The sequence below is a fragment of the Acinetobacter lwoffii genome (genome assembly GCF_049367455.1).
Classification (GTDB): domain Bacteria; phylum Pseudomonadota; class Gammaproteobacteria; order Pseudomonadales; family Moraxellaceae; genus Acinetobacter; species Acinetobacter lwoffii_W.
The window spans coordinates 2,211,500-2,228,703 of the sequence record NZ_JBMPXW010000001.1; the positions used below are offsets into that span (position 1 = coordinate 2,211,500).

13 protein-coding genes are annotated in these 17,204 nt (G+C 40.9%); 9 read left to right on the forward strand and 4 right to left on the reverse strand.

Translation table 11 applies throughout. From position 1 onward, the window contains the following. The first annotated feature begins 108 nt into the window (after positions 1-108). Positions 109-225 (forward strand): hypothetical protein, encoded by a 117-nt coding sequence (locus ACO1B7_RS10550; RefSeq protein ID WP_086044934.1) that lies wholly within the window; start codon positions 109-111, stop codon positions 223-225. A gap of 48 nt (positions 226-273) precedes the next feature. Here ACO1B7_RS10550 and ACO1B7_RS10555 read toward each other — a convergent pair whose 3' ends face one another. The 3 genes from ACO1B7_RS10555 to metG all read right to left on the reverse strand — a co-directional run bounded on the left by ACO1B7_RS10555 (position 274) and on the right by metG (position 4,244). Next, on the reverse strand, positions 274-1,578 hold the full coding sequence (locus ACO1B7_RS10555) for an IS4 family transposase (protein WP_174893668.1): 1,305 nt from the start codon (positions 1,576-1,578) through the stop codon (positions 274-276). A gap of 106 nt (positions 1,579-1,684) precedes the next feature. Continuing rightward, entirely contained in the window at positions 1,685-2,041 is a 357-nt protein-coding gene (locus tag ACO1B7_RS10560; RefSeq protein ID WP_423090171.1) for a hypothetical protein, read from the reverse strand. A gap of 142 nt (positions 2,042-2,183) precedes the next feature. After that, positions 2,184-4,244, reverse strand: coding sequence for a methionine--tRNA ligase (metG, locus tag ACO1B7_RS10565; protein ID WP_423090172.1), 2,061 nt, complete (start codon positions 4,242-4,244; stop codon positions 2,184-2,186). Positions 4,245-4,557: 313 nt separating this feature from the next. On the opposite strand from metG, the gene ACO1B7_RS10570 reads away from it, so the two are divergent. The 8 genes from ACO1B7_RS10570 (at position 4,558) to ACO1B7_RS10605 (ending at position 15,424) form a co-directional block, all read left to right on the forward strand. Continuing rightward, positions 4,558-5,355 carry a putative sodium/potassium/calcium exchanger gene (locus tag ACO1B7_RS10570; protein ID WP_004280731.1) on the forward strand — a complete coding sequence of 266 codons (798 nt, stop codon included), beginning with the start codon at positions 4,558-4,560 and terminating at the stop codon, positions 5,353-5,355. Between the two features lie 275 nt (positions 5,356-5,630). After that, positions 5,631-6,890: an iron-sulfur cluster carrier protein ApbC gene (gene apbC, locus ACO1B7_RS10575; RefSeq protein WP_423090173.1), complete on the forward strand. Its 1,260-nt coding sequence runs from the start codon at positions 5,631-5,633 to the stop codon at positions 6,888-6,890. A gap of 257 nt (positions 6,891-7,147) precedes the next feature. Beyond that, positions 7,148-7,741: a LysE family translocator gene (locus tag ACO1B7_RS10580; protein ID WP_004732019.1), complete on the forward strand. Its 594-nt coding sequence runs from the start codon at positions 7,148-7,150 to the stop codon at positions 7,739-7,741. A gap of 123 nt (positions 7,742-7,864) precedes the next feature. Further along, positions 7,865-8,434 (forward strand): dCTP deaminase, encoded by a 570-nt coding sequence (dcd, locus tag ACO1B7_RS10585; RefSeq protein ID WP_004280726.1) that lies wholly within the window; start codon positions 7,865-7,867, stop codon positions 8,432-8,434. Between the two features lie 234 nt (positions 8,435-8,668). Then, positions 8,669-10,948: a hypothetical protein gene (locus tag ACO1B7_RS10590; RefSeq protein WP_423090174.1), complete on the forward strand. Its 2,280-nt coding sequence runs from the start codon at positions 8,669-8,671 to the stop codon at positions 10,946-10,948. Positions 10,949-10,960: 12 nt separating this feature from the next. Beyond that, positions 10,961-11,683, forward strand: coding sequence for a hypothetical protein (locus tag ACO1B7_RS10595; protein ID WP_423090175.1), 723 nt, complete (start codon positions 10,961-10,963; stop codon positions 11,681-11,683). A 33-nt stretch (positions 11,684-11,716) separates the two neighbouring features. After that, on the forward strand, positions 11,717-13,999 hold the full coding sequence (locus ACO1B7_RS10600; RefSeq protein WP_423090176.1) for a DUF6160 family protein: 2,283 nt from the start codon (positions 11,717-11,719) through the stop codon (positions 13,997-13,999). A 21-nt stretch (positions 14,000-14,020) separates the two neighbouring features. Then, positions 14,021-15,424, forward strand: a complete 1,404-nt coding sequence (locus tag ACO1B7_RS10605; protein WP_004645847.1) for a hypothetical protein — start codon at positions 14,021-14,023, stop codon at positions 15,422-15,424. A gap of 54 nt (positions 15,425-15,478) precedes the next feature. Here the strand turns inward: ACO1B7_RS10605 and ACO1B7_RS10610 are convergent, their stop codons facing one another. Then, on the reverse strand, positions 15,479-17,197 hold the full coding sequence (locus ACO1B7_RS10610; RefSeq protein ID WP_423090177.1) for a proline--tRNA ligase: 1,719 nt from the start codon (positions 17,195-17,197) through the stop codon (positions 15,479-15,481). Positions 17,198-17,204 lie beyond the last annotated feature (7 nt).

The window sequence follows — 17,204 nt, forward strand, 5'->3', positions numbered from 1 at the left end:
ATTTATTTTTAATGAAAATATTATTATAAATAAAATGCTTAGATACATTTCACTTTTTATGAAAAGCTCGTTAACATGGGGTATTACGAACAAGCTTTGGGTGTCGCGATGAGTTTTTGGAAAAGAAAAAACAATGCCAGCTTTGTATTTTTCATTATTACCTTATATTCACTACTTGGTTTTGGACTGGGCTATGTGATTTGGGAATTTGTGTTGCAAGGCTAAGTGACCCAGCAATAAAAAAGCCTCTAGAGATAGAGTAATGCCAGTCAGTTAAGAAATTGACTGGCATTTTCTTGGGTATTTCTGTGGTTTTCCTTTCACAACTCGTGGGCAACTTCTAACCCTCCTCTCAGGCAACACATACCTCCTCGATTTCTCCAGTAAACTTTCTAGATGTTTGGGTAAATTCCCTGCGGAGTCTAAAGAGTCAAATCTTAATATATTCAGGATACCGATAGATGCAATATGAAAGCTGATTCTCAAAGGACTGACTTTTGCTCGTTGAGCCATATGTTTCATTTGTCTTCTTAGAATATTATAGGCAATGAAGACCCCCCATAATTCTTGATAAATTAAATCAGGTTGCTTGCTCCTCAAATGCTTGCCTTCCTGTAAATCACTTTTGATTTCTCGGTAACACATTTCTATTTCCCAGCGCTGGGCATAAAGCTTCGCCAAGCCTATCAGTGGATATGCCTTTGAATCCATTAATGAAGTGATATAACGTCTAATTTTCCCTGCCTGCTCAACTTCAATCAAACGCGCTTCCCAATATTCTCCTAATGATGGATTTAGCTTCCTGGCTCTAGCTGAAAGAGGCATTTTGATTTGAAAGTCATGCGGGGAATTACGTTTAATGATCTCATAGCGTAAATTATCTTTTGCTCTCATTAACCAATGACTGGCTTCTACTCGTGTTTGCCAGTCAATCAAGAAATCAGCAGAGAAATAGGCTCGATCAAACAAGGTAATACTATGCGATGGAGGACATAATCGATTTGCCAGTGTAAGTTCACCCTGATCCATGCTACCTATTTGGGCATCAATGATTTCATGGGTGCTGGTATTTACCAGGCAGGTTGCTCTCACTTGTGGATAAGGGGCTGCAGCGGTTTTACCCTTAGATGAGCCAAAGTGTTCAAAATTCTCGTCTGTATAAGGCATAGACCAAACCACCCCGTCAACAGCACATACACTAAGGCCATGAAAGTTTGAGTATTGCTGTTGGGATTCTTCAAACCAGGCTTGGCTGAGTAGAGAAAACAAGGTATTCAAGGGCTCTCGTCCTAAACGTTGTCGTGCTTGCACTGCTGCACTGGGGACACAATATTCTGTTGTACCAAACACAAGTTTTAGTTGCTCTACGACATACCCGATCGGTTGATCTCGAAATAGGGCAAGCCCAATTACCAGCCATACCACATGTTCGGCAGGTAATTTTCTTCTCCTGATAGAAGCCTTACCTGTTTGATGTAGGCTTTCTTTAATCCAGTTTAAATCAATGAGTTCACTGAAATGGCTGAGTGAAGGCAAAGAATGTTGAAGGGTGCAATCTAAATTTTCAGATAAAGTCATAAAAAAAATGAGCGTATTGGCATACACTCATTTTTACTACATTTTTCTAATGTCTGCTTAACTGACTGGCATTATCTAGAGATAGAGGCTTTTTTATATTTATAACTTATTTAGCACATTCAGGCTGAGAACGGTCAATCACTTGAGTGCCTTCTACACGATAGCCAATCTGGCCAATAATAAATGCTTGATTAAGCTGAGTAATTACCACATCAGAAAGTGCAACAGCACAACGGTCTTTTTCAATTGCGCGATCTACTGCTGTTTTGAAGTTAGGAATACCAAGTGGGAATAAAATCACTGGAACTTTATCTTCACCTTTAACACGTTCACCTTTCACAAACTGGTTTGAGTTTAGGTTGTAGTTTTTAGTAGATGCAACTGTCATGTCAGCCATACGTACCGAACAACCTGTAAATGCAATTATAGACATCGCTAGAACTGAAACTAATAATTTTTTCATGCTTACCCCGAATAATTATAAAAGAATAAAAAAGCGCATTGATTTTATATTGAAAATATTAAAAATCAAGAAAGTAAATTTAACTGATGATATAAAAAAGCCCCTACATACGTAGAGGCTTTTCTTTTCTCAAAACCTAAACTTAAGACACTTTATCACCCGGTTTAGCACCAGATTCAGGTGAAATCACCCAAACACCGTCGCCATTACCCGCAGCTAGCACCATACCGTTCGAAATACCAAAACGCATCTTACGTGGCGCAAGGTTCGCCACCATCACCACCAGTTTGCCTTTTAAGTCTTCAGGTTGGTAGAACTCACGAATACCACTGAACACATTACGTGGCTCAGCTTCACCAACGTTTAAAGTGAGTTGAAGCAATTTGTCAGAACCTTCAACCGTAGCCGCTTCTAAAACTTCAGCAACACGCAGGTCAACTTTCATAAAATCATCAATATTAATGATTTCAGCTTCACCGACTTTAGGTTCAGCTTTCTTTTCTACCTTCTTCTCTTTTTTCTTTTCAGCTTTAGCTGGTTCAGCAGCAGGAGCAGCTAAAGAATCTTTAGATGCATCCACCATGGCAGCAACAGCTTTTGGATCTACACGTTGCATCAACGGTTGGAAGAATGCAATTTCATGACCCACTAGAATTGTTTCGCGAGAAGCAAAATCGAAGCTTTCAAGTTGTAAGAAATCTTGAACCTGTTGAGCCAAAGTTGGCAATACAGGCGCTAAATACACTGCCAATTGACGGAACAGGTTGATCCCCACAGAGCATACATCATGCACTTGTTGTTCCTGACCTTCCTGTTTCGCAAGTGCCCAAGGCTTTTTCTCATCAATATACTGGTTGGCTTTGTCTGCCAGTGCCATGATTTCACGAATCGCAGCAGAGAATTCACGTGCTTCATAAGCCTGAGCAATTGAGCTACCGGCATCAATAAAGCTTTGTACTAATTCAGGTTCAGCACATGTCGCACTTAACTTGTTATCAAATTTGGTGTTAATAAATTTCGCACAACGGCTGGCAATATTCACCACTTTACCGACTAGATCTGAATTTACTTTTTGTACGAAGTCATCCAGATTTAAGTCTGAATCTTCAACTTTGTCAGAAAGTTTCGACGCGAAGTAGTAGCGTAAATATTCAGGGTTTAAATGCTCTAAGTAGGTTTCTGCTTTAATAAAGGTGCCGCGAGATTTAGACATCTTCTGACCGTTGACAGTCAGGAAGCCATTTACGAATAAGCCTGATGGCGTACGGTAATTTGCACCTTCCAGCATTGCCGGCCAGAACAGGGCGTGGAAATAAACGATGTCTTTACCAATGAAGTGATAGACCTCATTTTCAGAATCTTTTTTCCAGTAGTCATCAAAATTCAATTCAGGACGTTTGGTTTTGATGTAGTTTTCAAAGCTCGACATATAACCAATCGGCGCATCCACCCAAACATAGAAATATTTGTTTGGCGCATCTGGAATTTCAAAACCGAAGTATGGCGCATCACGTGAGATGTCCCAGTCATTCAAGCCATTTTCAAACCATTCGTCCAGCTTGTTGGCAATCGATACCGGCAAGCGACCTTCATCACGAGTCCATTTTTGCAGGTATTCACCAAAATTTGGCAATTTAAAGAAGTAATGATCAGATGATTTTTCGACTGGAGTTGCGCCACTTAAAGTGGAATGCGGATTCAACAACTCTGTCGCATTATAAGTTGCACCGCAGACTTCACATGAGTCGCCGTACTGATCTTCCGCCTTACATTTAGGACAGGTGCCTTTAATGAAACGGTCTGACAGGAACATGCCTTTTTCAGGATCAAAAAGCTGGGTCACCGGACGAACTGCAATATTGCCCGCATCACGGTTTTTCACATAGATTTCTGACGCACGGGCACGGTTGGTATCGCTATGTGTAGAATCATAATGATCGAAATGCACACCGAAACCGTCAAAGTCACGAATGTGTTCTTTTTGCACATTGGCAATTTGCGCTTCAGGTGAAATGCCATTCGCTTCGGCACGTAGCATGATCGCGGTTCCGTGAGCATCATCCGCACAGACATAAGTCACATCATGACCCATCGCACGCATGGCACGTACCCAAATATCTGCTTGGATATAGCCAAGTAAGTGACCCATATGAATCGGGCCATTGGCGTAAGGAAGGGCATTGGTGACTAAAATTTTACGCACGGATTCACTCTCTCATTCGTATTCATTATGCAATGGGCCATAATTTTACATGATGCCGAGGGGATTACAAAGAAATGCTTTGCTGAAACCCTGCGAATAGATGGACTTGGACAGCCCGAATACAAAAGCCTGCATCATCTTTAGCATATAGCTTTTCAATACAGATTTGACTCAGCTCATGCTACATCCTGCAAACAATAGCAACAACTTGTACAGGCTTTGTTGCAGTTTGCTTACTTCGCCCGATTCGCGTAATGCTTTGTGCTAAAAAAATGGCTGATTGTTTATATGATATGCCTAAGGAGGGTACCTCATGACTCAGCAGAACCAAAACAATACGTCGAAGCAAAATCAAGATAAAGAACAACATGCACGCGAATTGAATGATCAGCTTGCAAAAGAGCAAAAGCAAAACGAGCTGGATAAACAGCATAATCAGGAACATAAGAACGGGCAAAGTGCCCAGACCCATGCTGATCAGAAGTCTGATACCCAGCATAACGGTAAAGAGGAAAATGCTGAGCAATCAGCGCAAAAAGACAGTTCTCAAGAGAATCAGTCTGATAAAAAAACTGAAAGCTTTAAGATGGATGACTTAAAAGCCAAAGCGATAGCGATTGGTGAAGAGCTATTGCAAAAAGGTGAAAAGCTTCTGAATGAGCTGAAACATGGCAAATCTGACAACCAGCAAAATGCTGAGCAAGGTTCGGATGATGCGAAAAAAGCCAAAGCGGATCATACCTCTCAAGATAAGTCATCTAACAAGTCAGATAAACAAAATGCTAAAGATGGTCAGACCGATCAGCAGGCAGGTATGGCAAATTTAAAAGATGAAGCCATGCATAAGTTTGAAGATACCAGACAGAAAATCACAGACTTATTCAGCGAAGCCTCGGTTAAGTTCGCTGAGCTGAAACAGATGGCAACTGATACGATGAATAAAATGAAAGATAATCAATCGAAGGAAGGTGATTCTGATCAGCAGCAAGATGCCAAAGATACAGATTCAGAAAGCAACTCTCAGTCTAAAAAGGATGAATCGAAACAAGATCAGGATAAAAATACCAAGGATCAACAGGACAAATCTGAAAACAATAAAAATCATAAATAGTCTGTGATCGTTAAGCCACTTTAATCATAGAAGGTTAAAGTGGCTTAACACGCTCGAGATAAATAAAAAAAATTTATTACATCAAAATAGTCCATCTCTCTTTTCTTTCATTATTTCTATTCACCAAGATTCCATAAAATATTTCACAAAACCGAGTAAAATGGTTGGAAATTGAAGATATCTGTTTCATCTTCTCCAATACAGTGCTTAACCTTCGCCTAAAACCCCGTTAAACTAAGCGATTCAGATGTCGATCTACATTTTTGGAGTAACCTATGTCTTGGCTTTCTTCGCTTAAATCGGTTTTTTCGCCTTCCAAGGAGGTGAACGAAGAAGCTGTGCAAAACGTACTGCAAAACTATATCTTGCCAAATTCCAGCAATGCCTTGAAAGATCGTATTACGCAGGTCAATGTACAGGGTGAGATTCTGCAAATCACTTTGAATACCTATCCAGAAGAAAAAGCGCAGCTGCAACAGATTCATGATGAACTGGCGGAAGCTTTGCAAAAATGTGGTATTCAAGAACTGAATATGCATGTGATTCAGCAGAAAACTGGACATAAGAAAGAAGGGGGTTGCGGGCATAACCATGCTGAAGGTGAAAACTGTTCAAGCGAGCCTAAAGCGGAAGCAAAACCCAATCTTCCGCCTGTGGTTGATGCGTCAGCTCAGCCTGCAAAAACAGAAGATGTTGACCCGAATAATCCACCGATTCAAAAAGCTGCGCCGCAACAGCGTGATGTCCCGAAACATCCTCGTATTCAGAATGTGATTCTGGTGTCATCCGGCAAAGGTGGTGTAGGTAAATCGACCACGACTGTCAATCTGGCCCTGGCTTTACAAAAATTAGGCCTGCGCGTAGGCGTACTCGATGCCGATATTTACGGTCCAAGTATTCCGACCATGCTCGGCAATGCCGGTAAAACCCCAATGATCGAAGCTGAGCATTTTGTTCCCTTGGATGCTTACGGTCTGGCTGTACTCTCGATTGGGCATCTAACCGGTGATCACAATACTCCAGTTGCCTGGCGTGGTCCAAAAGCCACGGGTGCATTAATGCAGTTATTCAATCAGACCCTATGGCCAGACCTTGATGTGCTGATGATTGATATGCCACCTGGCACAGGCGATATCCAGTTAACTCTCGCACAGCGTATTCCGGTGACGGGTGCAGTGATTGTGACGACACCACAAAACGTGGCCTTGCTAGATGCGACCAAAGGTATCGAATTGTTTAATCGGGTGCAGATTCCGATCATGGGCGTGATTGAAAACATGTCGACCCATATCTGCTCAAATTGTGGTTTTGAGGAACAGATTTTTGGTACAGGCGGTGGCGATAAACTGTCTGAGCAATATCAAATTCCATTATTGGGCCGTTTACCTTTGGATGCTAAAATTCGTGAAAATGCGGATGCCGGTACACCTTCTGTCATTGCCGAAGATGCTGCTGCAGAAAGCTATATGCTGATTGCAGAGAAAATTGCCGCACAGCTACCCAAAGCAGAAAAAGATCATAGCCGAATTTTCTAATTCTATAGACAATTCAGATATTTAAGCCTTAGCTAAAAGCTAGGGCTTTTTATTTCTTATTTTTAAAATTAGCTCGATTTAAATGATCGAAATTGACTGAAATGACTATCGGGTGTTTATCCTGAAAGCTTATATAAACATTTGAATTAATTAAAATAAATAAATTTAAATTTTAGATCATATGTTCTCTTACAATTATTTTTTTGCAGCACTGACCGAATTCTTCTATGCTACTCGGATTAGAGCGAGGTCAAACTATGATTTCATGGTTTTTTATTGGTTTAGTGGCAACCATTCTTTTAACACCAGGCCCAACCAATACCTTATTGGCATCTTCAGGCATTCAGGTCGGATTTAAAAAAACATTTCGTTTAATTCCTGCGGAAGCCTTTGGTTATCTGATTGCCATTAGCTTATGGGGCATTCTGATCGGAAAAATTTCCGTTCATCTTCCGCTTTTACCGACCATTCTCAAACTTTTTAGTGCTGGCTATATTCTATTTCTCGCTGTGAAATTATGGCGGACTGCAGAAATAAGCGAAAATCTTGAAAATGTCTCGATTCGCGCACGAGAATTATTTTTGGCAACCTTGCTTAATCCTAAAGCACTTTTATTTGCCTCAGCGATCTTTCCTGTCATTGTCTGGAAAAGCGGCCAACATTATGTGACTCATATGCTGGTTTTCTTGCTTCTGTTGATCCCGATTGCATTCTTCTGGACTTTTCTGGGTTCAATCCTGGCCAGAAAAAACAGTCGCTGGCTCAATCAGAAAAACCTGCAGAAAACGGCTTCGCTGGTATTAATGAGCTTTTCCATTCCTTTAAGCTATTCTGCACTTTTAAGTTTATAAGCTGATCTCAATCAGCAATTTTTTGGCAACTTTAGCTCTAAGCCTTTCACTTATTTTCATTAGTGTCAATTTCAGTTAAAGTACGTCGCAATAACTTGTTCTTAAGATTTTTGGATTATATCAATGGCAATTAAGTCTGATCGTTGGATTCGCGAAATGAGCGAAAAACACGGCATGATTGAACCGTATGCAGAAAACCAGGTACGTTTGGATGAAAATGGTCAAAAGCTGATTTCGTATGGCGTATCCAGCTATGGTTATGACGTGCGTTGTGCACGTGAATTTAAAGTATTCACCAATGTGCATTCTGCAATTGTCGATCCGAAGAACTTTGATGAACGCAGCTTTATTGATATCGAGTCGGATGTCTGTATCATTCCGCCTAACTCGTTTGCTTTGGCGCGTACCATCGAATATTTCCGCATTCCACGTAATGTCTTGACCGTGTGCTTGGGCAAGTCTACTTATGCGCGTTGTGGCATCATTGTTAACGTGACTCCGCTTGAGCCAGAGTGGGAAGGACACGTCACTTTAGAGTTTTCAAATACTACCAATCTTCCTGCGCGTATTTATGCAGGTGAAGGTGTAGCGCAGATGCTGTTTTTTGAATCTGATGAAGTCTGTGAAACCTCATATAAAGATCGTGGTGGTAAATATCAAGGTCAGACAGGCGTTACTTTGCCGAAGACCTAATTGTTTTAAAATATTGAATGACGGGACTTTATGTCCCGTTTATTTTTTTGAGATTTTCATTCATCGGAAACTGCTATTTTTCGCCTAATTGGCTTTGGCATCTGTATCAAAAATCAGCATAATGGATTCCGCATAACCATAAAAAAGATGCGATGCATTATAAAAAATCAAAGATTGGCGGCTGGGAAGCTGAAGCATAAGGTGCGGAGCATCGAATAAAAAGGAAAGAGTGAGATGGCTCAGATAAAAGATATATTTAAATTTCGCAAAAGTTATTTGGCGATGACAATCGGTTTCAGCCTGTTGCCTTCTGCACATGCGATGCAGGAATTATCAGATTCTTCTCTTTCTGACACCACCGGTGAGGGTGTTGCGCTGGTACTTGATGATTTTAAAATGGTGTTTCAAGGTCCTAAAGATCTTTCTGCTAGTTCTAGTTATGCCAGAGGCATTGAAAACCCCGGACAAGCAGATACAGGCTTTATCCGGATCATTCCAACAGGGGAAAACTATGAGAAGTTAGGGGAGAATGTATATGATAAAATTTATAAAACATCTTATGATAATAATGTTCTTCAAGGAAAAATCGATAGCGGCTATAACATTTTATATACCTCTACCTACAATTCCACTTATGACACGAGTTATACGAGTTTATACAGCACCTATACCCAGCCTATTCCGGATAAACTGACTGCTGAAAGGACCAAATTAAAGTCTGAAATTCCTGATCGTTATTTTAATTCAGATGCAATTATTCAACGCTATTTTAATGAACGGCATAATTACTATCGAAATGGAACAAATAGAGGATTGTTTGACCCGGATGGTAGGGCTGTCAATGATGGTACGACTGTTTATACGACGAGACCAGTCAGTGAAGATCCCACAGGGCTTTTGAATTATGCTGAAAAAGCATTGGAACATGCCACTACAAATACCTATGAAATGATTCAGCTGTTATATGGTGGTCGTGCGAGTGAAGCGAATGCGAATTTAGCCAATTCTACTTTTTACAAAAGTTTGACTGGTTTCACGCGTAACAATGTTATTGGATCAGAAATTAATAGCTTAGTGCAGCGACTAAGTGATGCCTCATATGCGGCAGCAGATATTCGAGCTAAATTTCAAGCAGGGCAAATTGCAGAAGCAGAAGCGAAAAAACAGACAGAAGAACTGTATGCAGGCATTCTTAGTGATGCGAAAACTGACGCTTTGTTAGAAGCAAAAAATACCACAGTCGGTTCTTTAAGAACCAAAGCCGATGTATTTATTTATGGTCTGGCATTGTCAAAAAGCGATGGCTCTCTAAGCACACGATACAGTAATCAGGGTTTTAGCTGGGGATCAGCCGAGAATCCCTGGTTGTTTCGTGCGGGAACTGAAAATGTTAAACAGTTCAAGGATGCTGCTAAAGATGTAGGCTATATTGCTTTGGAGGCTCCATTAAGCCCGATTGCAGGTGTGGAAAGTGATAATAATATCAAGTTGGGTTTCTGGAGTGATATTTTTGCGCGTGAGCTTAATTCTTCTAATGTGGTAGATCCTATAACAGGTGGGCCGACTTCGGGGCTTGATAAAGAACACCGTTTGAGAACCCAATTTGTTGCCAATGGTCTTAGCCTTAATGGCTCACAAATTCGGCTGTTTCAAACTTTAGAATCTGACAATAAGGATTATAATCAAACATTAGGTTTGGCAAGTATTATTCGCTTAAATACTGATGATAATCCTTCGGCAACTGGTTATTTTGATACTCGATTGTTATCAAGGCTTGATAAAGTAAAAAATAAAACTGATGCAGAAATTGCGGTATTACGAACCCTTACAGATAAGCAATTAGAAGCAGAAGGTTTTGATCGGGAGATGATCTCGGCTGAAAGTGTAACTTTAGCCAGAACATATGCTGGAAATACAGATTCAATCAATACTCGTAATAATGCTCTAAACAGGAAAGGTATTCGTTTAAGTACTGCAGCAAAAACAGAGGGGCTTGATGGTGATGGCCCAACCCCAGCCTTGAATGGAAGTATTGCTCCAGTCTTTCATGATTTTGAGGGTCTATATTTATATAGCCCCAATATTAACTTGGTGCTCGGAAATATGTACCAGCCTTTCGTGGTGGGTTCGGAAGGCAATAACATTATTTTAGAAGTGACACGTATTCCCAATATTGCTTCTATTTATAATCAAATCTATCAAAATTACGGTGGTGGACTCGGAACAACCGATTTAAAGGGTTCTACCTGTAATGTCTATAGTTGTGGCACACCAATTAAAAATAATGTTTCAGATATTACTGCACTTTATCAAGGCCGTAATGCAACTCACAGTAGTATTGCTATAGGCACCACAGAACGGATTCCAGAGACAAATATGCTGCGAGCGAAGGATGGTGTTGATTCAACCGGCATCGTATTTAAAAGCATTGATGGCTCAAGTAAAAACTTTGGTTCGGCAGTCATTGATGGTGTGCTGATTCAACATTTAAAAATAAAAACTACAGGTCTATAAGGGAGTACGAACATGTCCAAATTATTGACTCTTTGTACACTGTTATGTACTTCGATGTTCAGCTATGCCGGATTAGAGATTCTGGATCAGCAAGCATTAACTGATACCGTAGGACAGGGTGGAGCAGATCTTAACTGGACTTTATCTTTAAACCATGTTTATGCGACAGATTTAAGTAAAGATAAAATTTCTCGGCTTGATGGAAATGGTAACCCACTAGAAGTATTTTATGTTCTCGATCCGACAGCTTGTGGGTTAACAAAACAATTTTGCCGTCTGGCAATAGCGCCGAATAACCATGTCGATGCCAATGGAAATAAAAAGTGGTTAGTCTTTAAAGGCATTCAAGGCACGATTCAGATTGATAAGTTTTCAATCGATGGGACAACTATCATTAATCATCGTAATGAACCACAAACGGCGATGCAAATTACCTTTTATGATAACCAGCCTTTAAAAATCAGGAATTTGGGTTTTAATACAGTTTCCATTGAAACGGGCACAGGTGCTGGAGCCTTGGAAGGTTATACCAATACAGGTGTTTATAGTACGTATACAGGGCGTACCTATAATGCCGATGGAACTTATACAACCGCACCCCAAGATGTTCCTTCGTTTGATAAAGGTGCTGAAAAAGGATTTATGGGGTTGAACGTTCATGGAAATCTGCATATGTCAGGCAATTTGAAAATATTTGGTTATAACTGTACAGGTGGGGCACAAAGTCGTTGTTAATAACAATGTCAAGTACAGCATAAGGATATAAAAATGAAAAAAACAACAATAAAGTTGAAATTGCTAACGGTATGCATGTGTCTTGTACAACAAGGTTATGCACTTGAAACTATTGAAGAGCAAGAATTGAGTGAAGTCACTGGACAGGATGGTATGGTGATTACTCATGAAATTTCTAAAGCCAGTATTGCTCAAGTCAATTGGTATGATCCAAATCCAACGACTAATACAAAAATGGGTTTAGGTCTGCATAACGTTGAAATTTATGGAAAAGATAATAATCCCATCATTAGCAAACTGGAAATAGATGTAGGTGCAACTTCAGAGGGGGCAGGGCTGCGGCTTGCGGCAAGTGTTTCACCATTTCAAGCCACTGCTGATTTAAACTTGGTAAAAATTGCCTGTACGACTAATCCATGTAGCCAATCTGCAAATAGTATTCGGACTACCGGTACACAATCTAATCAAAGCTTAGGTGCATTAGGAATTAGTATCTCTACACCGCTTAGTGTGCTATTACAAACCAGTGCAGGTCTATTTAATAAAGATTCAATTGCCAGTATCGATTTTCAGCTTAAAAATGCCACGATTAGTCATAAATTAGGCGAAAATAGTCTGATTTTGAATGACTTTAACTTTAACTTCGCGGGTCAAGGGTATATGTACATTGACCCGGATGAAGGCGTGGTACTGACCACACGAAATGGCAACCAAGATCATTATGTGGATCTAAAGCGTGCTGAAGATATTACCGATATCGCGGCTGACCGGGTTAATCCGACGAATCCTGGGGTTAATATTGACTTGCGTTATAACACGCCAAATAACGAACGCAAAAATATTATGCGTTTAGGGGCTTCGGGTGCAGTCACTAACGCAAGATTATCCATGAGTGCAGATCAAACCCAGATAGGTACTTTTGATGTTAGTAACAAGGTGAATGGTGTACTAGAACGTCAAGACAAAACTGCAACAGGTTACAGTGGCCTGGTCGGAGAAGGCGGGTTGAATCTGGGCTTGTCTGCAGATTTCACAGGTGCTAATAGTACTGGACGTCCAGCAACTATGGCACCGACAACACTTGAGATTGGTCATACTGGTAAGGGAAGCCATGCGGTGCAATTTTCCAATCTCAGACCATTGACTACACGTAATGCTGACGGTTCCTTACATGGGAAAAATGCTTATATCGATTTTGGGAATATATATATAAATACTATTACTGCAAAAAGTCTTGATTTTATCATTAATGAAAATATGCGAAAGACTTTAGGTGGGAGTGAGGTGCTTAAACAGACGCTCAGCACTTCAGCGGCTGGGGATGACTTTGCACTTATTGCTATACGAGGCATGGACTTTCAGGCCATTGCTGCGAAGGCACGGTTTATTTCAGATAATTCGCTCAACGAGCTGGGTGGGGATGGGGGCTCATGGGGGATTGGTATTCCTATCTATAATTTAAATGCCAATGTTGCATTATCTGGGACGACCTATGGGCTAGACAATAAACAGGCCATTGCCTATAACATCATGGCATCGACTGAAGGTTACGGAATTGACAAAAAAACCGGTTTGCCAAGCACTACCTCAATAATATTGATTGATGGCAAGAATGGCGATCATGGTGAGGCAGTTAATTATTATGCCGGCTTTAGGAATATCGATGCTCTGATCAAGTCGGAAGGTATTATTGGCTATGAAGATGAAGGTATTTATATTCGTGCTGATAAACTACTGATTGGAGCCAAAGCTGAGCTTGCGATTGGTCAGTTACCAGGGTCTAAATATAACTGTACCAGTGCATCGGTCACTAAATGCGGGGCCTATGTGCCTCACGATAATTTTTCCAAACGTGACGATGTTTTAACCAATATCGCTTTTAAACTTGATGGAAATGGTGAACTGGTGATTATTCCTGGGGTAGATCCAACCGCCAGTTCTCCAGATACCAACTTCTTGTCACTTGAGGCAAACTTTAAATTTAGGCCACTCACATCAGAAGAAAATACAGATAAAGATAATTTAGGTAGCTATTTCAGTATTGCCAATGAAGATATTGATTCAACCGGGGTATTAAAAACTTCTTCGATTAACTTTAACCGGATGGAAGGTCATTTGGGCGTTAAAGGAAAAGTTCGTGTCAGTGCCGATACAGTGACTTTGGATAATCAAGTCAAACTCAATTACGAAAATAATATTGCGACACCATTTAAAACCAATTTTGCCATGGCGACCAATGGCAATATGCAAAATATGGCAAGTATTGCACTGACTGGTGGAACCATTCGTAGCACGATGGGAATCACACCACGTTAATAAGAATATAAGGACGTTAAAATGAAAAAAATATTTTTGAATAGTCTGGCTTTGGCAATGTGTGTGATTACACAGCAAAGTTTTGCAATGACAGCTTTAGATGATGACGCTTTATCTGCAGTTGATGCACAAGCATTATTAAATCTAGAAAATGCTTATGATTCATCTCAAGGGATTAACTTTCATAAGCTGAGCGTTGAGGCTTTGATGGAGTTGAACGTTAATATTAAAACTTTACAGCTCGGTTGTGGTGGAAGTAACGGTGGAACAGGCTGTGATATTGATATTTCCAACTTAGCATTAAGTGGATTGAATCCCAGCTTTGATGCTGAAGGGAATCCTGTCTTTTCCGGTGATCGGGCTAATACTAGTGCCAGTATAAATAATCCTTTTATTGAATTTGCGATTAAAAATGGCGGAAGTGCCTCTACCCGAGAAGTAGTGGGTTTTCGCTTAGGTGCAGATAAAATTGTCGGGCTTTTGACCATGGGAACTGATAACGTTGAGAATCCGAATGATGGTCTCAAAAGTTTTAGTGGCTATATGAAAATGGCGCAGACTACGGGCGAGTCTGTAACAAAGGCCGGAACTTTCGGTAATGCAAGTGATCAAAAAATTCAAGGGAATTTAAAGGCCTTGGGGCAAACACGTGAATTTATTAGTAAGCCTGGTGCTGAGGGCCATACTGGAATTACTGTGCCTTCCATGCGGGTGGACTTTACCATGCCTGAGACTATTGTAACCGGACAACGACTAAAGTCGGCAACTGTGACGAATATTCGTTCCAGTATTACCTCGATTCCTTTGGCAGCGCCTATATCTGGCGCAACTTTGCCAAACGATGTAATTGGTACACCAAATTTCTCAAATGATAAACTATACGTGGAGTTTGACCCATTAATTGACTTTCTTAATTTGGGAACCCATTCTTTCTTTCAAATGGGGGCCGGTTCAAGTCTGGATAATCTGAATATGGACATTACCTTTGTCCAGGCTTTGAACATGATTCATAATATTCCTTTAAATGGTACAGGCGGCTATTTATCTTTACAAAGTCAAAATGTACATTGGCAAGGAGCAGATGCAGCTGATATTGCCAAACCAGGTTGGTGGATGTCTTTTAAAGATCCGATCCAACTAGGGGTATTAAAAACCACAGATGAAGTGGATATTTCATTTGTATTACCTCAAGTTGCCACAGCTATTTCAGAATTCCTGTTACGTCCTGAAAATTTGATTAATGTAAATGTAGGTGAAGCTGTAGGTTCGCTTGCAAATGTGCCAGTCGTACGTAAATTAAATATTGATGTCGGTCAATTTACTAACTACAATGGTGGAACTCCCGCAACCTTAACCTTAATGGATAAGTTGCTACAAAACCAGAATGTGACTTCAAACTGCTTTGGTGGGCATAAGTTCTGCTAGTTTATAGCCATAAAAAATCCCGCATTACGCGGGATTTTTTATAAGAAAGCGGAATTATTTAGCAATCTTCTCCAATAATTCTTCTTTCGAAATATTTACTGATTCAGCATCGCGGCGGCCTTTATATTCAAAAGTACCTGCATCCAAGCCTTTTTCACCAATCACAATACGATGTGGAATACCTGTAAGCTCAAGATCAGAGAATTTCACGCCCGGACGTTCATTACGGTCATCGAGTAACACGTCAAAACCTGCAGCTTGCAATTCAGCATAGAGTGCTTCCGCAGCTTCCATAGTTCTTGGAGATTTGTGCGCATTCATCGGCACAATGGCAACTTCAAACGGTGCAATGGCAGTTGGCCAGATAATGCCTTTCTCATCAAAGTTCTGCTCGATTGCAGAAGCTACTACACGCGTTACACCAATACCATAACAACCCATTGTTACAGTGAATGGCTTGCCATCTTCACCCAAGACTTTACAACCTAAAGCTTCAGAGTATTTTTGACCCAACTGGAAGATATGCCCCACTTCGATACCACGTTTGATTTGAAGCGTACCTTTACCATCTGGAGATGGATCGCCTTCAACCACGTTACGTAGGTCATAAACTTCAGTGAACTGCGCATCACGTTCCCAGTTTACACCTGTTGCGTGTTGATCTGCTGCATTTGCACCCGCAACAAAATCAGACAATACCGATGCTGCACGATCAACAATGACGGTGACACCTTTTTCGACCAGACCTTGAGGGCCGACAAAGCCAGCAGTTAAGCCAAGTGCTTGAAGTTGTTCTTCAGTAGCAAATGTCAAAGGTGCAGCAATTAAAGGATGTTTTTCAGCTTTAATTTCATTCAGTTCGTGATCACCACGAAGGAATAAAGCAACCACAGGTGCATCTTGACCTTCTTCCGCTACAACACCTTGAACCAATAAGGCTTTTACTGAATGAGCAGGGTTCGTACCCAAGAATGCTGATACATCTGCAATGGTTTTTTGATTTGGTGTATCTACCAGTTTGAGTTCTTGTGTAGGTGCCGCACGTTCACCGACAAGTACTGCTTCTGCCATTTCAATATTGGCTGCATAGTCAGATTCAGTCGAGAAAGCGATATCATCTTCACCGCTTGAAGCCAGCACGTGGAATTCGTGAGAACCTGAACCACCGATTGAGCCAGTATCTGCTTGTACTGGACGGAAATCTAAACCAAGACGGGTGAAGATTTTGCAGTAGGCTGCATACATGTCGTCGTAGGTTTGTTGCAGTGATTCCTGGTTGGCATGGAAAGAGTAGGCATCTTTCATAATGAATTCACGTGAACGCATTACGCCAAAACGTGGCCGAATTTCGTCACGGAATTTGGTTTGTACTTGGTAAAAGTTTGCAGGCAATTGCTTGTAGCTTTTTAATTCGTTACGTGCAAGGTCAGTGATCACTTCTTCATGCGTCGGACCGAGAACAAATGGGTTGCCATGGCGGTCGTTGAAGCGTAAAAGCTCAGGACCGTATTGTACATAACGACCTGATTCTTCCCATAAAGATGCAGGTTGAGTCACCGGCATATAGACTTGAAGTGAACCGACTTTGTCCATTTCTTCGCGAACGATCGCTTCAACTTTATTTAATACGCGAACGCCCATCGGCAACCAGGTGTATAGACCTGAAGCCAACTTACGAATCATACCGGCACGAAGCATCAGCTGATGTGAAATAACCTCAGCATCGTTCGGGGTTTCTCTTAACGTTGCAAATAAAAAGCGACTCGCGCGCATGGAAACT